16 protein-coding genes are annotated in these 23,264 nt (G+C 61.3%); 8 read left to right on the top strand and 8 right to left on the bottom strand.

The features are described 5' to 3' along the window. Positions 1-11 precede the first annotated feature (11 nt). The 4 genes from ACWJKU_RS16150 (at position 12) to ACWJKU_RS16165 (ending at position 6,738) form a co-directional block, all read left to right on the top strand. A complete protein-coding gene (locus tag ACWJKU_RS16150; protein WP_454143881.1) occupies positions 12-4,082 on the top strand; it encodes a non-ribosomal peptide synthetase in 4,071 nt (1,356 codons plus the stop codon). A gap of 34 nt (positions 4,083-4,116) precedes the next feature. After that, positions 4,117-4,566 carry an SRPBCC family protein gene (locus ACWJKU_RS16155; RefSeq protein WP_454143883.1) on the top strand — a complete coding sequence of 150 codons (450 nt, stop codon included), beginning with the start codon at positions 4,117-4,119 and terminating at the stop codon, positions 4,564-4,566. Positions 4,567-4,608: 42 nt separating this feature from the next. After that, a complete protein-coding gene (locus tag ACWJKU_RS16160; RefSeq protein ID WP_454143885.1) occupies positions 4,609-5,394 on the top strand; it encodes an outer membrane lipoprotein-sorting protein in 786 nt (261 codons plus the stop codon). 180 nt (positions 5,395-5,574) lie between these two features. After that, the gene (locus ACWJKU_RS16165; protein WP_454143887.1) at positions 5,575-6,738 is read left to right on the top strand and encodes a hypothetical protein; all 1,164 of its coding nucleotides are present in this window, start codon (positions 5,575-5,577) and stop codon (positions 6,736-6,738) included. A gap of 69 nt (positions 6,739-6,807) precedes the next feature. On the opposite strand, the gene ACWJKU_RS16170 is transcribed toward ACWJKU_RS16165, so the two are convergent. Next, on the bottom strand, positions 6,808-7,317 hold the full coding sequence (locus ACWJKU_RS16170; RefSeq protein ID WP_454143889.1) for a DUF2380 domain-containing protein: 510 nt from the start codon (positions 7,315-7,317) through the stop codon (positions 6,808-6,810). Positions 7,318-7,605: 288 nt separating this feature from the next. Here ACWJKU_RS16170 and ACWJKU_RS16175 point away from each other — a divergent pair, with 288 nt between their 5' ends. After that, positions 7,606-7,947, top strand: coding sequence for a hypothetical protein (locus ACWJKU_RS16175; RefSeq protein ID WP_454143891.1), 342 nt, complete (start codon positions 7,606-7,608; stop codon positions 7,945-7,947). A gap of 311 nt (positions 7,948-8,258) precedes the next feature. Here ACWJKU_RS16175 and ACWJKU_RS16180 read toward each other — a convergent pair whose 3' ends face one another. Next, the gene (locus ACWJKU_RS16180; RefSeq protein ID WP_454143893.1) at positions 8,259-8,867 is read right to left on the bottom strand and encodes a hypothetical protein; all 609 of its coding nucleotides are present in this window, start codon (positions 8,865-8,867) and stop codon (positions 8,259-8,261) included. Further along, the gene (locus ACWJKU_RS16185) at positions 8,868-10,325 is read right to left on the bottom strand and encodes a sensor histidine kinase (RefSeq protein WP_454143895.1); all 1,458 of its coding nucleotides are present in this window, start codon (positions 10,323-10,325) and stop codon (positions 8,868-8,870) included. A 996-nt stretch (positions 10,326-11,321) separates the two neighbouring features. On the opposite strand from ACWJKU_RS16185, the gene ACWJKU_RS16190 reads away from it, so the two are divergent. Then, positions 11,322-15,011 (top strand): hypothetical protein, encoded by a 3,690-nt coding sequence (locus ACWJKU_RS16190; protein ID WP_454143897.1) that lies wholly within the window; start codon positions 11,322-11,324, stop codon positions 15,009-15,011. Positions 15,012-15,351: 340 nt separating this feature from the next. Continuing rightward, the gene (locus ACWJKU_RS16195; RefSeq protein ID WP_454143899.1) at positions 15,352-15,960 is read left to right on the top strand and encodes a pyridoxamine 5'-phosphate oxidase family protein; all 609 of its coding nucleotides are present in this window, start codon (positions 15,352-15,354) and stop codon (positions 15,958-15,960) included. 178 nt (positions 15,961-16,138) lie between these two features. Here the strand turns inward: ACWJKU_RS16195 and ACWJKU_RS16200 are convergent, their stop codons facing one another. Together ACWJKU_RS16200 and ACWJKU_RS16205 are read right to left on the bottom strand one after the other, a co-directional pair. Beyond that, the gene (locus ACWJKU_RS16200; RefSeq protein WP_454143901.1) at positions 16,139-16,933 is read right to left on the bottom strand and encodes a class I SAM-dependent methyltransferase; all 795 of its coding nucleotides are present in this window, start codon (positions 16,931-16,933) and stop codon (positions 16,139-16,141) included. A 656-nt stretch (positions 16,934-17,589) separates the two neighbouring features. Continuing rightward, entirely contained in the window at positions 17,590-17,886 is a 297-nt protein-coding gene (locus ACWJKU_RS16205) for a hypothetical protein (RefSeq protein WP_454143903.1), read from the bottom strand. Between the two features lie 1,036 nt (positions 17,887-18,922). Between ACWJKU_RS16205 and fae the strand changes: the two genes are divergently transcribed. Continuing rightward, on the top strand, positions 18,923-19,441 hold the full coding sequence (gene fae, locus ACWJKU_RS16210; RefSeq protein ID WP_454148165.1) for a formaldehyde-activating enzyme: 519 nt from the start codon (positions 18,923-18,925) through the stop codon (positions 19,439-19,441). Positions 19,442-19,569: 128 nt separating this feature from the next. Here the strand turns inward: fae and ACWJKU_RS16215 are convergent, their stop codons facing one another. The 3 genes from ACWJKU_RS16215 to ACWJKU_RS16225 all read right to left on the bottom strand — a co-directional run bounded on the left by ACWJKU_RS16215 (position 19,570) and on the right by ACWJKU_RS16225 (position 23,264). Further along, positions 19,570-20,850 (bottom strand): HEAT repeat domain-containing protein, encoded by a 1,281-nt coding sequence (locus ACWJKU_RS16215; RefSeq protein ID WP_454143905.1) that lies wholly within the window; start codon positions 20,848-20,850, stop codon positions 19,570-19,572. Positions 20,851-20,877: 27 nt separating this feature from the next. Beyond that, positions 20,878-21,804, bottom strand: coding sequence for a glycosyltransferase family 2 protein (locus ACWJKU_RS16220; protein WP_454143907.1), 927 nt, complete (start codon positions 21,802-21,804; stop codon positions 20,878-20,880). 248 nt (positions 21,805-22,052) lie between these two features. Then, positions 22,053-23,264 (bottom strand): glycosyltransferase family 4 protein, encoded by a 1,212-nt coding sequence (locus ACWJKU_RS16225; RefSeq protein ID WP_454143909.1) that lies wholly within the window; start codon positions 23,262-23,264, stop codon positions 22,053-22,055.

The following is a 23,264-nucleotide window of genomic DNA, read 5'->3' on the forward strand; positions in this document are numbered from 1 at the left end:
AGGCACCCGACATGAGAATAACCGAATCAAGCGCGAGAGCGGCGCCTCCCCACACCGCCGTTCCTTTTCGCGACAGCCGGAAAGAGCGCTACGTCCCGGGGTGGGAAACGGAGTTGTCGGATTTCCAGAAAGGCTTGTATTTCGTCCAGCGTCTGGCGGCGGAAACTTCCGCCTACAACCTCGTGTTTTCCGCCCGCATCGTTTCCGAGCTCGACGCGGAACTGCTCCGGCATTGCCTGCAACTGCTCATGGACCGCCACTCCGCCTTGCGGGCCGGATTTACGGAATCCGGCGGCGAGCCGCGGCAATATTTCCATCGGTCGGTGTCGGCGGACTTTGCCCTGATCGCGGCGGAAACCTGGTCGGATGACCGGACCCATCGGGAGATTCTGGAAGAAAGCCGCCGCCCGTTCGTGCTGGACCGATTCCCCCTGCTGAGGACCCGTCTTTACCGGCGCGGCCCGAACGAGCACATTCTGCTGCTGGTCGCCCACCACATCGCGGTCGACTTCTGGTCGCTCGCGATCATCCTGAACGAACTGCGCTCGCTGTATGCGTCGCTGAGCCGGGGCGAGACGGCCGATCTGCCCAAGATCTCCGCAGATTACGCCGATTTCGTCGACCGCCAGCGGTCTCAGCTCGACGGCCCCGAAGGGCTGCGCCTGTCCCGTTACTGGCTGGAAAAGCTGGCGGGCGAACTGCCCGCGCTTCACTTCCCGAACGCCCGGCCACGCCCACCCTTCCAGACTTACCGCGGCGCCAGCCACAACTTCCGGCTGAAACCGGGATCGACCCAAAAGCTCAAGGAACTGGCCAGAACCGAGGGAGCCACGCTCTACATGCTGCTGCTGGCGGCCTACCAAACCTTGCTGTTCCGTTATACCGGCCAGGAGGACATCCTGGTCGGCAGCCCGGTTTCGGTGCGAGCGCGGCCGGAATGGCGGCCGGTGGTCGGCAATTTCACCAATCTCCTGCCGATGCGGGCCGCGCTCCGCGGCGACAAGCCGTTCCGGGTCCTGCTGCGGGAAATGCGCGACACGGTGGTGGGCGCCATCCGCCACCAGGACTATCCCTTCGCGCGCCTGGTCGAGACCCTGGCGCCGGTCCGGGACCCGAGCCGTTCGCCCTTGGTCCAGGCTTGCTTCGCCTGGGAAAGACTGCCCCAGATGCACGACCTGGCGCAGTTCTTCAGCAGCGGAGGCGAACCGGTCCGCATCCAGTACGGCCGGTTCGAGCTGGAACCCTACGTTCTGCCCCAGCAGGAGGGCCAGTTCGACATCGCCCTCGAAATGGGAGACGAAAGCGAAGGGGAACTGACCGGCGTGCTCAAGTACAACACCGATTTGTTCGACGCCGCGACCATCGCCGCCATGGCCGAGCATTTCACGACTCTGGTGGAAGGTCTGGCCGAAGATCCAAACCAGACCTTGGCCCGCTTGCCCCTGTTGACCGCCGCGGAACGGCACCGGCTGCTGGTGGAATGGAACCGGACCGAGATCGACTTCGAAGCGCCGCCCTCCCTGCCCGCTCTGTTCGAGGCGCAGGCGGCGCGGACGCCTGCTTCGACCGCGGTCACCGTCGGCGAGCGATCGCTGAGTTACGACGAACTCAACCGCCGCGCCAACCGCCTGGCTCATGACCTCACCGCCCGCGGCGTCGGGCCGGGCGATCGCGTGGGCATCTACATGGAACGGGACCTGGACCTGCCGGCCGTCCTGCTCGGCGTCTTGAAATCCGGCGCCTGCTACCTGCCGCTGGACCCGGCCTATCCCCGCAAGCGGATCGAAGCGGTGCTGGAAGACGCCCGGCCCAAGCTGATTCTGACCAAAAGCAGCGTCCCCGGACAGGCGCCGACCGATCGGGCGCCCTGCGTCGATCTGGATAAGGACTGGCCGGACGGCGAAGGCGGAAACGACCGCAACCCGGAGATGCCGATAGCCGGCGAAGATGTGGCCTACGTCATCTATACCTCCGGCTCGACCGGAAAACCCAAGGGCGTACAGATTCCCCACCGGGCGGTGGTGAACTTCCTCAAATCGATGGCGCGGGAACCCGGCATCGGCCCCGACGACGTGTTGCTGTCGGTGACCACCCTGTCGTTCGACATCGCCGTCCTGGAAATCTTCCTGCCGCTCGTGACCGGGGCGCGCACGGTTCTGGCGGACCGCGAGACCGCGGCCGATCCGGCGCGGTTGCAAGACGCGCTGCGCCGTTACCGGGCGACGATCATGCAGGCGACGCCGGCCACCTGGAAGATGCTGGTGTCGGCAGGATTCGAACCGGATGCGGGGCTCACCATGCTGACGGGCGGCGAGGCCTTGCCGCGCGGACTGGCGAACGCGCTGCTGGCTCGCGGGAATGCGCTCTGGAACCTGTACGGCCCGACCGAGACCACGGTCTGGTCGACGCTACACCGGGTCGCCCCCGGCGAGGACGAGCCGAGCCTCGGCCGACCCATCGCCAATACCCGGCTGTATGTGCTGGACGGCGAACGGCAGCCGGTGCCGGCGGGCATCGCCGGAGAACTCTATATCGCGGGCGACGGAGTGTCTCTCGGCTACTTCGGGCGGCCCGACCTGACCGCGGAGCAATTCGTGCGCATCCCGGAACTGGAACCCGGCGGCCGCCCCTTGTACCGCACCGGCGACCGGGTCAAGTACCGGCCGAACGGCGAACTGGACTATCTCGGCCGCTTCGGCAACCAGATCAAGTTGCGGGGATTCCGCATCGATCTGGGCGACATCGAGGCCAATCTGCGCCGACATCCCGAGATCAACGATGCGATCGTGGTCGTGCACGAGAACGGCTCGGAAAAATTCCTCACCGCGTTCTGTCAACCGCGCAGCGGAGCCGCCCCGAGCGCCCGGGAATTGCGCCAGTTCTTGCAGGATCGGGTACCGGCCTACATGACGCCCGCGTTCTTCGTCCCGGTCGAAAGCTTTCCCATGACGCCCAACGGGAAGATCGACCGCCTGGCGCTGCAGAAGCAGCGTCCCGAGACTGTGGCGACGTCGGAGGATTACCGAGCCCCGCGCAGCGCGGCGGAAATGGAACTGGTCCGGATCTGGGAGACCCTGCTGGGCGTGCAGCCGGTCGGCATCGCCGACAATTTCTTCGACCTGGGCGGTCACTCCCTGCTGGCGGTGCAGTTGATCGCCGAGATCAAGCGCCGATTCGACGTGGAACTCCCGCTCGCCGCCTTCTTCCAGGAACCCACGGTGGAAGCCCTGGCGAATCTCATACGGGAGGGCATCCCGGCGGGAGAACAGTCTCCGATGGTCACGCTGCGCCGCGACGGAGCCCAACCTCCCCTGTTCCTGCTGCACCCCATCGGCGGCACGGTCTTTTGTTATCTGGCCCTGTCGCGCCATGCCGCGCTGGATCGCCCGATCCACGCCATCCAGGCGGCGGGCCTCGCGCAGACGGACGACACGGCGGTGTCGATCGAGGACATGGCCGGCCATTACGTGCGCCTGATCCGGGAGCGGCAACCGCACGGACCGTATCATCTGGGCGGGTGGTGCTTCGGCGGCGTGGTCGCCTTCGAAGCGGCGCAACAACTGACCGCGGCCGGCGAACGGGTCGCCCTGGTCGCCCTGTTCGACAGCCGCGCGCCGATCCCGGAAAACGCTCCCGTCGACGGCGACGACGTGATGCTACTGTCCTGGTTCGCCCGCGATCTCGCCGTCCCGTACAACAAGACCCTGCACATTCCTCCGGAGCAGCTTAGGCAACTGGATGCCGACGAGATGTTCGACTACGTGCTCGATCGCGCCCGGGAGTCCGGGGTCATCCCGGCGGATGCCGACCGCGACGCGCTGCGCCGGTATTTCGAGGTGTATCTGGCCAACGGCGCCGCGCTGCAGCTTTACCAGGCGAGCGCTTACGGCGGCCGGGTCGTCTTGTTCCGCGCCCGCGACGAGGAAGCCGATTACGGCCCCGATCTCGGCTGGAGCCGGTTGTTGCAGCGGCCGCCCGAGATCCTGGACGTCGCCGGAAATCACAACTCCGTGATGTACGAACCCCACGTCCGGGGCCTGGCCGCGGCCTTGGGCCAAGTCATTGCAGTTCCCCACATTTGATGACCGTTCGACTATAACTTTTCAGGAGACCGACATGATCACCGTAACCCAGCAATATTCCGTGAACGCGCCCGTCGACAAGGTTTTTGCCTATATCAGCAACCCCAAGAACGACAAAGAGTGGCAGGCGTCCTGCCAGGACGTCATCCTCCCCGAAGGCGAAACCCTGAAAGCCGGAACGACCTATGAAATCGTTTTCCGGTTTCTCGGCAGAAACATGCCGTTCCAGTCCGCGATCACCGCCTATGAACTCGATAAGTCTTTCGGCTACGAAACCCTGACCGGGCCCATGAAATTTCGCGGCCATTACACGTTCGAGCCGTCGCCCGAAGGCACCCGGGTCGATTGGACTTTCGAGGCGGATCCCGGCAAATTCTTCGGGATCGTGCCGATCGGCCTGGTCAAGAAAATATTCGTCAAACAGGTGGAGGCCGATATCAATCGCCTGAAATCCATCCTGAACCGGCAGCAGCAAGTCGCTTGATGCCTTATCCCAAAATTCGTCCGACATCGTGGAGTCAGCAGCATGAAAAAAAATCTCATCGCCCTGATCGGCATTCTGTGCGCCTGCGCAGCCTACGCGGAAACGCCCGAGGAAAAGGGCTTGGCCATCGCGCAGGAAGCCGATAACCGGGACAAGGGATTCCAGGACAATACGGCGAGCGTCCGAATGATCCTCCGAAACCGGCAAGGGGAAAGCTCCGAGCGGGAACTCGAAATCCGGGCGCTGGAAAACACCGCGGCCGACGACGGCGACAAGTCGTTCGTGATCTTCTCCAAACCGCTGGACATCAAGAACACCGCCCTCCTGACCTATACCCACATCAAGGGCGCGGACGACCAATGGCTCTATCTGCCGGCGGTCAAGCGGGTCAAACGGATCACCACCTCGAACAAGTCGGGGCCCTTCGTGGGCAGCGAATTCGCCTACGAGGACATGACCTCGCCCGAGGTCGCGAAGTACACCTACCGCTATCTGCGCGACGAGGCTTGCGGCGAGTTGCAGTGCTTCGTGGTGGAACGCTATCCGGTTTACGAAAACTCGGGATACTCCAAACAGATGGCCTGGATCGACCAGAGCGAATACCGCTTCCAGAAAATCGAGTTTTATGACCGCAAGGACGCCTTGCTCAAAACCTTGACCCTCAAGGATTACCATCAGTATCTGGGCAAGCACTGGAGACCCCATGACATGCTCATGGAGAACCATCAAACCGGCAAGAGCACGGAGATGATCTGGAGCGATTATCGGTTCCGCACCGGCTTGAAGGAAAGCAGCTTCTCCCAGAACGCCTTGCTGCAAAATCCCTGATTTCCGTCCCCAGGCCAGTGCGGCGCCGGTTTTTCCACGACAGGAAACCGGCGCCGCGCTGCGACTCCCGGCATCGAATCGTTTTCCTTCGACATACCGTTCAACATGCTTTCTTCGAAATCGCCCGCGCGAAAGCGGCCATTCCGCGCCCTGGCCTGCTCGGCGGCCGCGGTCGCATCCATGAACGCCGCCGGCGCCGAACTGTCCGGGATGGCCGCCTTCGACAGCCGGGTATTCTTTTACAGCCCGGCTTTTTCGGGCCAGCAGAAAGACACCTACTATCCGTCGTTCATGTTGCAGCCCGAGCTTCGCCACGCCTTGAACGGCGATCGGGACCGGCTCAGCCTGATACCTTTCGTGCGCGTCGATCCGGAAGACGGCAGCCGCAACCATTGGGACATCCGCGAGATGAAGTGGCTGCACGTGGGCGACGGATGGGATATGTCGCTCGGAGTCGGCAAGGTCTTCTGGGGCGTTACCGAATCCCGCCACCTGGTCGACATCATCAACCAGACCGATCTGGTGGAAGACATCGATCAGGAAGAAAAACTCGGCCAGCCCATGGCCAACGTGAATCTGGTCAGCGATTACGGAACCTTCAGCGTGTATGCCATGCCGCGCTTTCGCGAGCGGACCTTCGAAAATTTCCGGAACCGGCTGCGGTTCGAATTGCCCATAGACGATCGACATCCGCACTACGAGTCGTCGCTCGGAGTCTGGCATCCGGACTTCGCCGTGCGCTGGAGCCATACGCTCGGCGAATGGGATATCGGCATCGCGCAATTTTGGGGAACGGGGCGAGAGCCTACGTTCGATCTTTCGCTCGACGATCCGTACGCGCCCAGGCTGATTCCCCGATACGACATCATCAACCAGACCAGCGTCGACTTGCAGTTCACTCACGACGCCTGGCTCTGGAAACTGGAGGCCCTGACCCGCGGCGGACAAGGCCGCCGCTTCGCGGCGGTCACGGCGGGCGTCGAATACACGTTTTCCAACGCCTTCGATTCCGGCGTCGATCTGGGCCTTTTGACCGAATACTCCTACGACGGGCGCGACCGCAACCCGACCGTGGCGCCGCCGACGCCGTTCGACAACGACGTGTTTTTCGGCCTGCGGCTCGGTTTCAACGACGAGCAGGACACTCAGCTCCTGGCCGGCTCGGTACAGGATCTCGGCACCGGCGCGAAATTCGTCAATCTGGAAGCGAGCCGGCGGGTCGGAGAAGCCTGGAAAGTGGAACTCAAAGCCCGCTTTTTCATGGACGCGCCGCAGAAAGATTTCGTGCTGTACGGCTTTCGGCGGGACGATTACGTTCAGTTGAGGATTGCGCGATATTTCTGATCCATTCCCGGGTGGCCGCGCAATCGCGCAGACGAACCGGCCGTCGCGCGCTCGCAAGCCGAAAGAGCATTACGACCCGCGAATTTTCTTGAGTCTCGCGTCGATTTGCCGAGCCAGCGCCTCGATGCCTCTGCCGGTGAAATTCCGCTGCTGGCCCTTGACCTCGACGATGAAATCGCCGACGACGTTGCCGGTCTTCGCATCGACCAAATGCGCCATGAGATAGACGAACAGGAAGCTCGGCTTGTGCAGCCGCCCGACGACGACGAATTCGCTTCCGCCGTTCCTGCCGAGCGCCGCCGCTTCGTCCGGATGGCTCCAAAGGTATCCGAATCCCTTGGCGGCGTCGGCTTGAGCGGCCGGGGCTATGGCTGCGATCCGATAGCCCTTGGCGCTCAGACTTTCTTCCAGCATCCGTTTCAGAGAAGCCGTTCTTTCGGCTTCTTCGGCAAGGCCCGGATTCGAGGTGACATCGTTCAACTCGAAATCCAGAACGGCGATCGTGGAACTCGCGCTTGCCGGAAGGGAAACGAAGATCGCGAGCGCGATGGTTGAAACAAGCTTGATCAAGAAAGACATTACGAGTTCTCCTATCGCAAATCCGGCTCGATGCCGGCGAGCGGCTCGCTTTCGAGAAGCTGCCTCGGCCCCGATCGCGGAAAACGATCGTCCGAAAATATAGACAGGCCGATCGGGTGCCGACTCCGCAGAATTGCTACAATCCGCCGTTTGCCACAGGAATGCTCGACTCGCATGGGAACCGGATTTCGGAAAACCGCTCGGCATCGCAGGACCGGCCTCCCGGCCGGCCGCGGGACACCCCGCCCGCTCCGCCTATCCCGGCTTTGGCAAGGCATCGGATGGCTGATGGTCGCAACCGTCGTCTGGCTGAGCCTGACGCCGGACCCGCCTCAGCCGCCCACGCCGTGGCTCGCCTGGGACAAGGCGCAACATGCGCTGGCCTATGCCTCGCTGATGTATTGGTTCCGCCAGGCGTTCCTGCCCGGTTGGCGCTGGCCGGCGTTTCTCGTCTCCCTCGGCGTCGGGCTCGAATTTCTTCAGGGGCTCGGCGGCGCGCGCACGTTCGACCCGATCGATATGGTCGCCAATGGTATCGGCGTCTGCCTCGGCTTTCTGCTCAGCCAAACCCCGCTCGGAAGACTGCTGACGAAGATCGATGCGATCGTCGGCGAGAAAGGGCTCCGTTAATCCTGAATCCGGCCGTCGGAAACGACCTGAAAAGCCCTAAACTCTCATCCTCGGCCCGCTCCCAAAGGGAGCGGGCGTTTTGAAGGCCGGGCGAAGGGCGTTTGGCCCCTCGCCCTCCGGGAGCGGGGTTGGGGCGAGGGCCTGCGGCGGCCGGCGTGGCCTGGCGGCCGTTTCGTCGATTCGACGGCGGTTTTTAGGTTAATCGGATTGTCGGCCTACGCCGCTCGAACGACGGCTCGCAGGCCGGGACGAGCTTCGCGAGCGAAGTCGAAGAGCTTTTCCGGCCTACCGCACTTGGGTCGAACGGCCGCCTATTTTTCTCCCCCGCCGTCGGGTTGGGCGTCCGCCTCCGGCGCATCCATGCTTTTTTCGATGGCCCTGATCGCCTCCAGCTTTTCCCGGAGAATCCTCGCCTCGTCCTTGGGAGAATCGGTTTTGGAAACCGGTTTCGAATCGGGAGCGCAAGCCGCCTGCTTCCGATCCGGTCTTCGGTCCGCGGCGGCCGATCTTCTCGCAAGGCTTCCCGCCCGTTTCAGCGTTTCCATTTGAATGGCGACCAGGTTCTGAACGCGGCCGTCCGGGAGACTTTCGGGCGATATGCCGCCCACCGAAGCCAATATTTTCGTGGCGTCGCCGCAGGCGTCGGACAGCGTTCGGGCGATAAGCAGGTGCAAGCGCACGCCCACATCGGGATTCTTCTGGAACTGTCTGAGCATCCGCCGGCATTCCTCGGCGCGCGCCACGCCGGTTTTGTTGGCGAACGCGGCGCCGAAGCCGAGCAGCTCGTCGAGGTCCGACCGTGAATAGGCATCGTAGGACGGCGTGTAGTACGAAGCGCTGTACCGGTCCGGGGAAAATTCCGCGCAGCCGGCCAGCACCGAGAGCCCCGTTAAAATCGTGCTGCGGACGAGCATTTTCATTCAGGCCGCCTCGACCAGCGGCAGCCGAACCCGGATGCGGGCGCCTTGTTTGTCCTGCCGAGGCTCGAGTACTTCGATCTTTCCGCGCTGATTGGCGACGCACTCGCTGGCGATGGCCAAGCCCATTCCAGTGCCTTCGGTGCCCAGGGCAAATGCGGCCTTGCCCCGGTAAAACGGTTCGAATACATGCTTGCTTTCCTCTTCGTCGATGCCGGGACCGTCGTCTTCGACCTCCAGCTCCATGCCGTCGCCCACGGCGCGGAGCATGATTCGAATCTCGCCGCCCACGGGCGAATAGCTCACGGCATTGGAAATCAGGTTATCGATGATGGTTCGCAACTGGCCGCGGTCGCCGGACGCTTCGACCGGCTGGACCAAGTCCTTGACCGTCAAGGACTTCGCTTGCAAGCGAGGTCGATGCTCGTCGAGCACAGACTTTAGCAGCTCCTGCATGTTGACGCTTTCGGCGGCGTGCCGTTCGGGCTCCTCGTGGAGCCGGTTGTAGCGGGCCAGTTCCGCCAGCAATTCCTGCAATCTTTGAATATTGGCCGTCAGCGTCCCGGCGATGCGGCGCTGCTCCGAATCGGGTTCGTCGGCCGCCCGGCTTTCGATCAACGCCGCGCTTTCGACGATGCGCGCCAGCGGCGTCTCGATCTCGATCGAGACATTATCCATCAACTGCCGTTTCGACTCTTCGAGCGAGCGCAGACGCATCCGCAGCAGTTCCAGTTGATCGCCCAGATAGCGCAGATCCTGCGGTCCCGTCATGCTGATGGGCTTGCCGAAATCCCGCGCCGTCAGTCTCCGGATCGCCTCGTCCAGTTGCCGCACCGAGCGGGTGAGCAAGGTCAACAGAAACAGGATGACCGCAACCGAAATAGGCAACAGAAATCCCGCCTTGATCACGAGGTCCTGCTGCACCGTTTTCGACTGCGCATAAAGCTCTTTCGCCTCCCGGTCGACCTGTTCGGAAATGTCGCGCCACAAGGTATTGGCCGCGGCGTGCAATCCCTGAAACGCGCCTTCGTCGGGCAAGGCGACGCGGTCGTCGGTCTCGGCGCTGATGATACGCTCGTAAACCGAGCGCTCCTGTTCCGACAACTGGTTGATCGAAAGCGCCACCTTCTCGTCCACGCCCATCTTCAGCAACTCGCCCAGGGTTTGCCGCAGGGCGTTCCGGACGCTCTCGTAAGACTCCCGCTCATAGGGCTGGCGCAAGGACGGATGCGCCAGGATGACGAACAGCTTGGCTTTTCGCTCGATATCGGAAACCATCTGTAGCGTCGAGCGGGCGATTTTCACCTGCTCGACGATTTGATAAAAAGTCCGCTGCTCCAGCCTGGCGATGTCGCGCATGGCGAAAGCCGCATACATCACGGCAAACAGCAGGGGAACCAGTACCACCACGAACCCGATGGGGATCAGGTACTTCAGCGAGAACAACCTTTCGAATTTCATCCGCTTCAAACCAATCATGGCCGCATCGTCGTGTTCAAACCGTTCGTAACGAACGTCAAACCACATCGTCACCCCGGCAGGGAAGGGTGGTTTCGGTGCTCCCGAAGACACCGTTTGCGATTGGAATGCCGGGGTCCAGGTTACAGGGACGTAGACGCCTTGCCATCCTTGGCTTCTGGATTCATGCCGCACAGTCCCTGTGCGGCACCCTACGGGCGCTTCGCGTGCAAATCGGCAATCCTGCCGATTTGTCATGCCGGGCCATCCTATGCGGCACCCTACGGGCGCTTCGCGTGCAAATCGGCAATCCTGCCGATTTGTCATGCCGGGCCATCCTATGCGGCACCCTACGGGCGCTTCGCGTGCAAATCGGCAATCCTGCCGATTTGTCATGCCGGGCCATCCTATGCGGCACCCTACGGGCACTTCGCGTGCAAATCGGCAATCCTGCCGATTTGTCATGCCGGGCCATCCTATGCGGCACCCTACGGGCACTTCGCGTGCAAATCGGCAATCCTGCCGATTTGTCATGCCGGGCCATCCTATGCGGCACCCTACGGGCACTTCGCGTGCAAATCGGCAATCCTGCCGATTTGTCATGCCGGGCCATCCTATGCGGCACCCTACGGGCACTTCGCGTGCAAATCGGCAATCCTGCCGATTTGTCATGCCGGGCCATCCTATGCGGCACCCTACGGGCGCTTCGCGTGCAAATCGGCAATCCTGCCGATTTGTCCGGCACAAATTTGCCTGGAGCAAATTTGGACGTGCGGAGCACGGTCCGAAGGACGAGCCCCAGGGAAGGGGCGAGCAATCCCTGCCGGAATGACGGGTAATACCGATATTTCGTTCTACACGCGCTGTAAATAGAACCCGATGATGCTGTAACGTTCTTTTGACCGCCCCTATGATAGGGATTTATCGTCCGGTCGTGTTGAATGGCGCGATCGCTTCCCGGACAATTTTCGGCGCGGCGCATCCCGTAAGGTACTTCAAATGGCAACGTATTTCTCGAAAACCGGGCTCGCGATCATCGCGGCAACCTGGCTGACTCTGGCCCACGGCGGCGCCCCCTCGGAACTGCCGGTTCAAGGCAACCCCGAGGCTCCCGCCCTTCTGCTCGAACTCGGCAGCCGGCCGCCGTCGGCCGCAACCGGAGGCGCGACGGTGCGGATTTACAAGGGAGACGTCGGCACGCACGAGGGAGACGCCTCGATTCAGACCGGCCCGGATGACATCAGTTCGCTGCACCCCGGATTCGGCTCCTGGAATGTCGCTTTCCGGTTCCGACTGGAACCCCGGCCGAAAGCCGGCCCCTACGTCTTCCGGGCGCGCTGGCGGCAAGGCGGAGAGCCCGAGGTTTGCGTGCAGACCTTCGAGATTTGGGCGGGACCCGATGCCTCGAAGCTCGAACAACGCGCGGTCGTCAAGCTGAAGCCCAAGGGCTGGGAATACGCCTGGATCGGCGCGGAAACCCCGCTGACGCTCGAAGCCGGCGATGCCGTGGTCGAGATTCGCGACAGCGGAGCCGGTCACGACGCCAAGATTTTCGACGCCTTTCTGCTGGCGCCCCCGCACGCGCCGACGCCACTGCCGGAACAAGGCACCGACGAACTCCCCGTGGTGCTGCTCGAATTGGGCAAAACGCCGCTTTGGACCTCTGCCGGCACGACGCCCGCGCTCCGGGTGCATGCCGGGACCGCCACCGGACGCGACGGCGCGGATTCGGTCGTGACCGAGAAGGACGAGGTGCAGGTTCTTCACCAAGGCTTCGGGGCCTGGGGCGCGAGTTTCCGGTTCGATCTCGACCCCGCCGTTCCGCCCGGCCTCTATCGCTTTTTCGCAAGGTACAAGAGCGGCGGGGAGGTCTCGCAGGTCGCTCAGACCTTCACGGTGAGAGCCGGCGCCGATCCGAACGCGCTGGCCGCGCGCGGCGAATTCGTCGTGACCAATACATCGCCCTGGGAATACCAATGGGTGAAAGGCGAGTCCACCGTCGCCATCTTGCCGGGCGACAAGGTGCTGCAAATCGACAACGCGGGCAAAGCCGACGGCGCGAAGGTGTTCGACGCCTTTCTCCTCAAGCGGGAAACGCCGCTCGGCGACTGGATGAGTGCATCGGCGGCGGAGGCCCGAAACCGCTTTCTGGCACAGACGAAGACAGGCGCCAACCCAAGCGGCCAACTCTACGTGCTGGACGGCAAGGGTGATAAGGGCGAGACGCTGTTCCGGGGATTGGCCGCCGAGGCCGCACGCCGGCGGATTCAGAAGCTGCGGGTGAACTATTCGATCGGCCCGGAAGCCGAGGCCCTGGCGAAACGGCTAAATCTCCCCGCGCTGCCCGCCGCGGTCTTGACCGACAACAACTACACCGTGCTCGGCGCGCTGGTCTCGCCGAAAAGCGGAGCGGCCGTCGCGAAATTTCTCGTCGATCCGGGACGTGCCGGAACGATGCTCCCAATCCCGGCGGTAACATCAGACGCGCCTACCGCGCTCCGTAACGGCGTGCCCGAAGCCTGGCTGGTGGGCGGATTGCAGGACGGACTGGCAGGGGTTTCGATCTACGGACTCGACAGCGAAACCGTGCTGCGTCCGAATCCCGGCCAGCCTTACCTCGGCACCGCCATGATGGGCGGCAAGATCAAGACCTGGCAAAAAGCCCCGGCCGCCGCCAACGGCGTCACCGTCATCGAGCCCGCCACCGATCACGCCTACGGCTGGTCGCGCGGGACCGGCTACGCTCAGCTCTATCTTCACGTAGCTCAGCCCACAAAGGCGGTGCTGAAGCTGCGGCAGTCCGGGATCAGAACCGCCGGCTGGCTGGACGGGCAGCCCCTCGCCTTCGCCGACGATCCGAACCCGCCGGCCGATTTCCCGGTTCCGGGCGAACCGGCCAAGAATGCGCTTCAAGGTCTCACCACGGAAGGTCTCGCGGTCACCGCCCTGCCTGAACGCGCCGAGCCTTCGCAAATGGCAAACCTGACGCTCGAACCCGGCTGGCACAGCCTGCTGGTCAAGCTGGCGATGCAGCACGATAAAGGCGAGAGCTTCTTCTTCGCCGCCCGTTTTACCGACGAGTCGGGCCGTCCGCTCGATTCGATCAAGACGCAGCCCGCCGATCCGAACGCCGACTTGGCGCTCAATACGATAGCCGCGAAGCTCAGGCCCCTCGTCTACGCCGACGCGCCGGCCAATCTGCCCCGTCCGGGCGACCCGCTCACGCTGCGGGCCGACATCCGCTGGCATCCGATTCTGGAAGAAACCGAACTGCCCGCTCCCCTACCCCGCTTCCGCGCCAAGCTGCGACTGCGCGTGACGGATTACCGGGGCAACGAGGTCGCCGTGAAAGAGGTTGCCGGCCTCTTCCCCGGTGAGGCCGAGCTCGATTTCGGAAAAACGCCGGAAGCGGGTTATTACGCCGTCTACCCTTCCCTGCACACCCCCGAGGGCAAGCTCATCATGGCCTATCCCGCCGACGGCTTCACCGTGGTTCGCGAAAACGCCGCGCAGAAGGAACGGCTGAACAAGAAAAAGCTCTGGAACAACGACTATTACGCCTTCTTCGACGGCGACAAGGGCTTCCGGCAGGAGGGCGGCTATTTCGCCTGGCTGGAGCGCATGGGCATCTACAAGAGCTACGGCTCCTATCCCGGATTCCCGTCGGAGCATCAATCGAAATGGGAACGCGCCAAGTCGCGCGGTCTCGTCTTCTTCGCCGACACATCGGGCGACAGCCACTGGCTCAACGACAAACCGGAAGACGGCCGCGCCTTCGTCGAAAAGGCCTCCGCCTATACTCGCTTCTTCAAGGCGACCAACGAAATCGACATCCGCCGCGAAGGGGAATGGCAAAAGCTGCGCGATCCCGCCCATTGGGTCGAGCGGGCTCGTTGGGAATACGAAGCGGTGCACCGGGCGCGGAAGGACGGCCATTACGTGGGCGGCAGCCTGGTGCGCCCCGGCGATACGACGGATGGCGGAAACTACGCCGGCGGCTTGAGTTCCGGGAAGTGGTTCGCCGAAGTGCTCAAGCTCGGTCTCGACCAATATCAGGACGCCTGGGATGTCCACGCCTATCCGCAACGCCCGCCCCGCTTCGGAGGCCCTCTAGGCAACGGCGCCACCGAGGACGAGCGCGGCGTCCTCTCGGCTTACGAAAGCCTCGGACGAAAGAACACCCTGCCCTTCTGGCTGGGCGAAGCCGGCGCCAAAACCGCCCACGGCTTCACCGGCCGCCGCTGGCAGGCGGAACAGGCCGCGAAGATGATCGCCTGGACCAATAGCCGCAGCGATTACTTGGGGCTGGCGTTCTGCCTCGGCCACGAATACGACTGGGGCTACGGCCGGGTCTGGGACTACTCCATGGGCCACAAACCCGCCGAAGCCGCCCTCTACACCGCCGGCGCCCTGGTCGACGGCCTGCCCTACAAGGCCGTGGACACCCGGGATACCAACATCCAGGCCGCCTATTTCGGCGACACCTTCATGATCTGGCGAACGGACGAGGAAGTAAGCGAGTGGCCGCTAAAGCTCGATCCCGCCAAGACTTGGCTCGCGGTGGATGTGGTGGGCCACGTGGAGAAACTTGCGGTCGACAAGGACGGCAAGGCGATTGTCGGAATATCGGCGAGCCCGTTGTATATTTTGAGCAAAGGGGATTATGAAAGGTTGATGCGGGGGCGGTAGGTGATTGGCCGGGATTCGCTTCGCTCTTTCCAGCCTACGGTGCGATATGGGTTTTCAGATCTCGTAGGATGCGGTGACGAAGGAACCGCATCGTTCGCGATTGATGCGGTTCGTACCTCACCGCATCCTACGATACTTCGCGACCCTCTAAAGTCGCCGAGTCCAACCGCCGGATGCGGAAGATCGCATGTCCGGTGGTGTGGCAAAGGTAACGGGCGCAATCCCGTTATCTCGAGCCGATCCGGGCTGATATAAAAACTTTATCGATATTTCACAAAATACGCCATAGACCATAAAATATAGCAAGGCATATTTGATATTCCTGACAAGGAAGATAAAAATGAACGACTTTTCAGATGTGTACAACTCAGGCTCTAAAAAATGGCAAAAAAAATTTGGGACACGTGAATTGGCAGACCGCCAAGTTGAACTAATCTTTCACAGAAAGATAACTGTAGAAGAAAAGGAATTCATTGAAAGTCGAGATATGTTTTTTCTGGCGACCGCTGATAGTAACGGTAGGCCTAGCTGCTCGTATAAAGGCGGGCCTGCAGGGTTTGTCCGTGTTGTAGACGATAACACTATTGTATTCCCTGATTATGATGGAAATGGGATGTTTTTATCTATAGGAAATATAACCTTAAATAATCAGGTCGGAATTTTATTTATCGATTTCGAAAACCTAAAGCGATTGAGAGTGCATGGTGTTGCAGAAGTATATGAGGATGATGAGATGTTGTCCGAATTTGAAGGGGCACAGCTTATAATCCGGGTCAAAATCATGGAAATGTTCATCAACTGCCCAAGGTATATTCATAGATTCAAAAAAATTGAGGATTCTGAATTTACTCCGATCTACGGTAAAGAGTCGCCCATTCCCGACTGGAAGCGACTAGATGAAGTTCAAGATGTATTGCCTGAGCGCGACAAGGAGAGAATCAAAGGCTAACCTAATGTTTTATTTAATGCAGATCTCGTAGGATGCGGTGACGAAGGAACCGCATCCTACGATACTTGCGCGAAGCCAGCGTAGCCCGAATGAAGCTTTGCGGAATCCGGGATGATCGGTGCTCCGATCTCCCCGGATTTCACTACGTTGCATCCGGGCTACTTACTCATGAACTCACTCAGGGCTTTTCCGCTTCGAACAGTATGGCTTGCATCGGATAGCGAGTGGGATTCGAGCCATACGCCCTCATCAGCGCCTCCGTCAGCGCCGCGGCTATTTCCTCGGGATCCGCGCCGCCGCGCTCTCTTATTTCTGTGATGACCGGAGTGAATACAAGCGCCCGCGCGAAGGCCGCCACGTCCAGAATATCGCATTCCTTTCGCTGGACCGAGATGACGATTCGATCAAAGCCGGCACGAATCAGCTTTTCTTTGATCGGGTCGATTTGATGGCAGGCGACGGGATCGAAGAGGAACCGGGGCGTGTCCGACGGAAAGAATTGCTTCAGCACCTCAAAGCTCAAGCTGGCGAATGGATTGTAGTGTTCCGAGTCCCAGACGCGGAACAAGTACCGCCCTCCGCGTCTCAGTGTCCGGTGCGCCTCGCGAAATCCCGCCTCTTTATCGAAGAACATGACTCCGAACTGGCAGACCACCGTATCGAACGCCTCGTCGCCGAACGGCAGCGCCGTGGCGTCGGCGACCTGGAACGCGACCTGCTCGTGAGGAAGAAACTTTTTGCGGGCGGCGTCCATCATGGAATCGCTGATGTCGATCGCGGTCAGTCGCACGTCCCTGGCCAGCTCATTACGCAGGTGCCGGGTAACGATTCCCGTGCCTGCGGCGATTTCGAGCACGTCGCGGACCGATCTTTCCGCTACGCGCCGCGCGGTGTCGGCCCCATAGTGCTCGAAAAGCACGGGTCCGAGATCCTGATCGTAAGGGGTGACGACGTCACCTTCATAACCTGCCATTGAAGCGCTCCGGTAAACACAGCCGATGAAGAACAAGAATGGGCTTGATCGCCCACTTCAGGGAATAAGCGAATACTGATAATGACACAACTTTCCATCTCCGCGAAACGGCCGTTTTCCGAGCACAGACTGCCGTCGGAGACGGAACACATCGGTCATCCGGGGGAAACTTTTCGCGTGGTCAAAACGCGCATCCGTCCGCCATCGACGCGTTAGCGATTTTGCCGGACCACCGTCATACGATTCGGACTCCGCCGACTGGTGAAAAGGATTTCGGCCTTCGCTGGCGGCAAGTGAAATCAGCCTTTTCCAGAGTAGCGGAAAAGGGTAAATGAGTTTCCGAAAGACATTCCCTCGGCGAACGAGATTTCGCTCGGCATGTCGATCACATTCACTACAACCCGGTAAAACGTGAATATGTACAGGCCGGTTATAACTGGCTTTATTTTTCATGCCGTCGAGGCATCTTGACGGGTATTCAATTTAAAATCAGGGCCGATATGATATGGGCGATTGGGATTTCGATCGGACTTCCAAGCGATGGATTTTACTACGATCGACCCATTCGAATGAGCCGATTTTCGGGATTTTTGTTTCTTCGACAGAAAAAGCGGAGCCGAACGGTGGGCTCCGCCTTATTCTTCGGCCTTGCCTAATTACTGGCGCACACGAATATTGCGAGCCTGATTAACGATGGACTGATTCGTGTCCTGGTCAATGTGGCTTCTGGCATTACCTAATAATACGGCCGCATTGACTGCGGTTATCGTGGGTATGGCTGCGTTAAGATTGAGAATATTATCCGCAAAGCCGCCTTCGACGGAGGCGAGTTGTCCTTCGGTCATCGGGGCAAGGCTAGAAACCTTTCCCAGAGCGCGGAAGTCGTTATCTGCCAACGCAGAACCGGCAACCATAACGGAAGACAATACAGCAGCCAATGCATAAGATTTCATAATCGAACTCCTTGTCTTGCATGATGAACTCTTCCCTTACTGCCGCATCGCCTTGTCAAGACGGTGCGAAGCAGGATCACGTCTGCCAAACTCCATTTGGCTCGGGCCGTATCCTTACGGCCGATATTGGTATTGCAGACCTCGTGCCATCCCGGATAAGCAAATCCGAGACAAACCATATCCGGTCGTTCAGGGAACTCTGATCAAACCTCCAATTTGGGGTACTGCCGGGGCAACCGATTGATCTAACAGCCCCTCACCCACCCCTCTCCCAGAGGGAGAGGGCTTTTTCAGAACTTCCTTAGCTATATTTTTATTTGAGAGAGCACGATTTTCATGGCTCATGACTCGGTTTTAAGCGCCCCGGCTGCCGATTTTAGGAGCTAAAACTTTAACTTTCTGAAAAAGTATAAAACCCTTTATTCACTTATGCGATGACATGATTTATATACTTTATGAATCATGTCATCGAATTGAAACGATCTTGCCAATATTCCCGCTAAAACAGGCTCATTTCAGCCAATGAGAGCAATGAAACGGAGTACGACGTCAGAGAATGTTGCATTCCTGTAATAATGTAGTTTTACTCACCGAATCCGACGCGACGATCATAATCATATTGACATAACACAAGCGGCATTCGATCGTCTCATGCCTGTTATATTAACAAGTTTTACAGCCTTGCCCCTCGTCGCCCGGGCCGATCGCCATATCCAGTGCGCGATATTATCGGTACCGATCCGGTTTTAATTTTTTGTTATCGGCAACCATCAATCCCAGGTCGTCTCGGCTCCAAGCCATTGATTAAATGACACGCCCGGCGGTTTCGGCCTATTTAACTTTTTGAAAAAGCCGGCCGGGAAACCTTGACCGGGATCGGTGCGGACGGAGCAAGCCATTCGAACAAGAGCCTGCAACGATTTCGCTCGACTCCTGCTCTAAGGTTGATATTCCGGACGCAGAGCCGGCTTTGCAATCGGAACGAATGGTTCGTCTCACTCAATAAGCGCATCCAAAGGAGGGAAATACCATGCAAATGCAAACGCAAAAGATCGATCGGGTGCTGATAGGTGAAGCCTTGGTGGGAGAAGGCAAGGAGGTCGCTCATATCGATTTGATCATGGGGCCGCGGGGCAGTAACGCAGAAACCGCATTCTGCATCGCGTTGACGAATCAAAAGCGGGGCGACAACGCTCTGCTGGCGCTGGTCGCACCCAATCTCATGACTAAGCCGCCCACGGTGTTGTTCAACAAAGTCGAGATCAAGAACGAGAAGCAGGCCACCCAGATGTTCGGGCCGGCTCAGCGCGGCGTAGCCAAGGCCGTGGCGGACAGCGTCAAGGAAGGCGTCATCCCGGCGCACGAGGCCGAAAATATTTTCATCTGCGTGGGCGTGTTCATCCACTGGGAAGCGGACGACGACGGCAAGATCCAAGATTGGAATTACGAGGCGACCAAACTGGCGATCAAGCGCGCGGTCGAAGGATCGCCCACGCCGGCCGAAGTCATCGCACAGGAGGAAGTGGCGCACCACCCGCTGGCAGCGCACGATTAGGCGCTCGAACGATATTGGCGGCAAGCGCCGGGAACGGCCGATCTTTCCTCCGAGCGTCCTCTCGAACCCCCTCTCCCGAATGGAAGGGGGTTCGTCGGGATCGGCGATCCGCGGGTTGATAAAAAGGGTTACGGCAGGGCGCGAGATCCGCCCCAATGAGGCCCTTGCCCTTTGACCGGAAAAGTTGCCGCCGCGCGGCCGCGGTCTTCCAGCCATCGGCGCGCGGCCGCTTCCAGCGCCGAGTTTCCGCTGTTGATGAAATCCACGGCCATCTGCGGATTTCCCAGCAGACTCAAGGCATCGATGAGCCGGTCCTCGGTTCCGGGCTCTCCCTTTTCGATCAGTTCGCCATAGGTTTCGGCCGTTCGGGCGGCATCCCGGGTTTTGGCGGCGACGGCATCCGCCGCGCGCGAATCCTTGGCCTTTCTCAGCGCCGATGCGGCGGCGGAGCGAATCCGCCAATCCGCATCCTGCAACGCGGCGGTCAAGCGGCCGAGCGCCGCCGGTTCCATCGCCAGCAGCGCGCCCGTCGCCGCTTTCCGGAACTCGGCATCGTCGTCCCTAAACCCTGCGATCAAGGATTCGGCGGCCGCACCGCCGATGCCCGCCAGAGCTTCCGTCGCTCCGGCCCGAATCTCCGGATCGTCGTACCGCAGCGCCTCCGCCAGAGGTCCCGCGGCGGGCGGGCCGAGCGCCGCCAGCGCTTCCGTGAGCTTGGCGCGAAATCCCACTTCGCTGTCCCTGAGCGCCGCGATCAAGGGGCCGGCGGCCCGGGGATCATTCAGGCGTCCCAACGCCACCGCAGCGTCCCATTGCACTGCGGGGTCGTCGTCCTTCAGGGTCTCGGCCAGCGCCGCCAGCGCCCGAGGGTCCCGCAGATTTCCGAGCGATTCCGCGGCCTGCCGGCGGACCTGGGCGTCGATGTCCTGCAAGGCACCGATCAGCGGCGCCGCCGCCGCGGGGTCCTCGATGTCCCCCAGCGCTTTCGCCGCGCCCCAGCGGACGCCGGGTTCGGCATCCTCGAGCGCGTCGACGAGCCGGGCCACGGCGGCGCGGTCCATTTCCCCCAATGCCGCGGCGGCCGCCCATTGCACTGCCGAATCGCCGTCCTTCAATCCGCCGATCAGCGGCTCGACGGCCCGCGCGTCCTTGAGCTCGCCCAACGCTTCCGCGGCTTTCCGCCGAACCTCGGGATCATCGTCGCGCAAGGCGCCGACGAGGGAATCGAACGCCTTCGGATCGCCGGTTTCGCCCAATTTCTCCACCGCCTCGCGGCGGACGACCGAGTTACCTTGCTTCGCCGCATCGATCAAAGGACCCACCGACCCAGAATCCCCGGCCGCGACCGCGCCGGACGAGAGCCATCCGAAAAACAACGCCAGCCGAACTTTTCCTTGCGCCTTGCTCATGCCGGACGCCTCCAGCGGAAGATGGCCTCAGGGCAAAGCCCGACGCCAGTAAGCCCTGTGCAGGCTGAGCCGCCTGTTGAGAAACAGGGGCAGCCTCCGGTGCAGCGAGCTTCCGATTTTGAAGCCCAGCCACTTGAGACCGGTGCGGAGCAGGGCCGACGGCATCAGCCACGGCGCGTTTTTCGCGAGATAGCGAAGTTCCGACAGGACGTAGCGCCGACCTTCGCCGGCCGCTTTTCCGAAAATCTGCTGGAGCCAGGGGGTGCGGGCGTGAAACACGCCGATGTCGAAATAGCGCTTGAATTCGTCCGCGTACGGATAATCGTGCGAGTGGTGAACCTCGGCATCCGCGCGGTAGGCGATTTTCCAGCCCGACAGCAGCATCTTGCCGGCGACGAAGGTGTCTTCGTTCATGACGGTGTCGACGGGGAAACCGCCCACCTCCAACAGAGCGCTGCGCCGGTAGGCGGCAAACGAATTGGAGATGAAGACGGTCTTGATGCCCAGTTCGCGGCGATCGTCCAGACTTCGCACCCGGCTCTCGGGCGGGTAATTGAAAAGACGCGCATGCGCTCCGATCGGTTTGGCGTCCCGGTGGGGAAGCTGGCGGCCGTAAGCCGCCCCGACCCGCTCGTCGGCAAACGCTTGCAGGAGACGCTCGATGGCGTCGGGACCGGCGAGCAAAGCATCCTGGGTCAGAAATACGATGATCTCGGCTTCGGGCATAAGGCCGACCCCGAACTGGCGGGTTCCGCCGTGGTTGAAATCGGTCTTGGCGATGACCTGCACGTCGAAACCGCGGAAGCGCGCCAGGGCAGCCGTGTCGTCGCTGGACGAAGAGTCGATGACCAGGCGGCAATCGGGCTTTCGGGTTTGTTGCTCGAACGCGTCGAGCCAGGATTGCCAGAGGCTGCCCGCATTCAGGGTGGGAACGATCAGGCCGATTTGGGTCATGGAAGAACTCCGGTGGGTACGAATGAATCTAAATCCGGCCGTCGGAAACGACCTGAAAAACCCTAAGCCCTCATCCCCGGCCCTTCCCCCAAGACCCTCACCCGCCCCTCGCCCAAAGGGAGCGGGCGTTTTGAAGGCCGGGCGAGGCGTTTGGCCCCTCTGCGGCGGCCGGCGCGGCCTGGCGGTCATTTCGGCGATTCGACGGCGGTTTTTAGGATGAATCTGGTTTTCTGCCGGATACGCTTCGTTTAATCCGGCCTGCAAAAAAGCGCCCGCTCGGGCGAGACACCGGATCTCGCCCCCACCAGTACCTCCCAGACCTGTTCGCCCAGTTTGACCGGATCGAGATGCGTTTCGACGTACCGGCGAGCGTTTTCCGACATCCGCTGCCAATCGGTCCGGCTCAGCGACTGCGTCCGGCGCAGGACTTCGCGCACCGATTCCTCGCGGCGCTCGAAGACGAAGCCCGCAGCCATCGGTTCGACGTGATCCCAGGCCAAACCTCTGGCGACCAGGACCGGGCGTCCCGCGGCCATCGCCTCGGCCACCACGTTGCCGAAGTTTTCGCGCATGCCGCCGGTTTCCTCGAGACCGGACGGAAGCGCGAGATAGTGACTCTCCGCCAGAAGCGCCGCGACCTCGGCCCGTCCCAGATAGCCCCGGTAGCTGATCGCTCCGCCGGCTTGCTCGACCAGCGACTGGAACTCCCGGAAATAGGCTCCGTCCACGCTGCGCCCGGCAACCACCAGTCGGTCGGACGCCCGCCGAGTCTCGAGCCAGGCGCGGATGAAGGCGTTGATGCCCTTCTCCTCTTGGATGTGGCCGAGGAAGCAAATCCGGACGCCGTCTCCTTCCGGATAGTCCGCGACCGCCACGGCGCGGCTGTCGATGCCGTTCGGAACCAGCAGGATGCGGGCATCCCCGCCGAGCACGTTTCTCGCCCCTTCCGCCTCGGTGTCGCTGGTGCAATGAACGGCGACCGCACGCCGCAGCGTCGGGAAGGTCAGCCATCGATAGAACAGCCATTTGTGCGGCTTTCGCCGGCGGATCAGGGCGACATGCTCGGGCATCAGGCCGCCGTGCGCCGCCACCATGAAGCGGCGCCCGAGCAGCACGCAAAAAATGGCCGCCAGGGTGGACGGCCAGGTGGCGATGCCGTGGATATAGACCACCGGCGCCTTGAGGCACAAGCCGAACAGCCTGGGAATGGCGCCGAGCCCGAAGCCCCAGCGCCTGAACCCGTACGAACGATAAAGAGCGACCTCGATCGTATCGCCCAGCCGGACATCCGACGGCTGCAAACGGCGATCGATCGATTCGCTGGAGGCCACCAGCGAAATCCTGTGGCCCAATTCCGACCATGCTTCGGTCAAAATCCCGGCCGTTACCGAAACTCCGCCGTAACCCTTGGCCGGAGGTATGTGCGTCGACACGACGCCGGCATCCATCGTATGGCCCAC

This window comes from Methylocaldum sp. MU1018 (assembly GCF_053646775.1).

Bases quoted from the DNA above. Each gene is read 5' to 3' on its own strand.
- ACWJKU_RS16190 (WP_454143897.1), top strand. From the start codon at position 11,322: ATGGCAACGTATTTCTCGAAAACCGGGCTCGCGATCATCGCGGCAACC.
- ACWJKU_RS16160 (WP_454143885.1), top strand. From the start codon at position 4,609: ATGAAAAAAAATCTCATCGCCCTGATCGGCATTCTGTGCGCCTGCGCA.
- ACWJKU_RS16150 (WP_454143881.1), top strand. From the start codon at position 12: ATGAGAATAACCGAATCAAGCGCGAGAGCGGCGCCTCCCCACACCGCC.
- ACWJKU_RS16195 (WP_454143899.1), top strand. From the start codon at position 15,352: ATGAACGACTTTTCAGATGTGTACAACTCAGGCTCTAAAAAATGGCAA.
- ACWJKU_RS16170 (WP_454143889.1), bottom strand. From the start codon at position 7,317: ATGTCTTTCTTGATCAAGCTTGTTTCAACCATCGCGCTCGCGATCTTC.
- ACWJKU_RS16155 (WP_454143883.1), top strand. From the start codon at position 4,117: ATGATCACCGTAACCCAGCAATATTCCGTGAACGCGCCCGTCGACAAG.
- ACWJKU_RS16205 (WP_454143903.1), bottom strand. From the start codon at position 17,886: ATGAAATCTTATGCATTGGCTGCTGTATTGTCTTCCGTTATGGTTGCC.
- ACWJKU_RS16220 (WP_454143907.1), bottom strand. From the start codon at position 21,804: ATGACCCAAATCGGCCTGATCGTTCCCACCCTGAATGCGGGCAGCCTC.
- ACWJKU_RS16175 (WP_454143891.1), top strand. From the start codon at position 7,606: ATGGTCGCAACCGTCGTCTGGCTGAGCCTGACGCCGGACCCGCCTCAG.
- fae (WP_454148165.1), top strand. From the start codon at position 18,923: ATGCAAACGCAAAAGATCGATCGGGTGCTGATAGGTGAAGCCTTGGTG.
- ACWJKU_RS16200 (WP_454143901.1), bottom strand. From the start codon at position 16,933: ATGGCAGGTTATGAAGGTGACGTCGTCACCCCTTACGATCAGGATCTC.
- ACWJKU_RS16185 (WP_454143895.1), bottom strand. From the start codon at position 10,325: ATGAAATTCGAAAGGTTGTTCTCGCTGAAGTACCTGATCCCCATCGGG.
- ACWJKU_RS16215 (WP_454143905.1), bottom strand. From the start codon at position 20,850: ATGAGCAAGGCGCAAGGAAAAGTTCGGCTGGCGTTGTTTTTCGGATGG.
- ACWJKU_RS16165 (WP_454143887.1), top strand. From the start codon at position 5,575: ATGAACGCCGCCGGCGCCGAACTGTCCGGGATGGCCGCCTTCGACAGC.
- ACWJKU_RS16180 (WP_454143893.1), bottom strand. From the start codon at position 8,867: ATGAAAATGCTCGTCCGCAGCACGATTTTAACGGGGCTCTCGGTGCTG.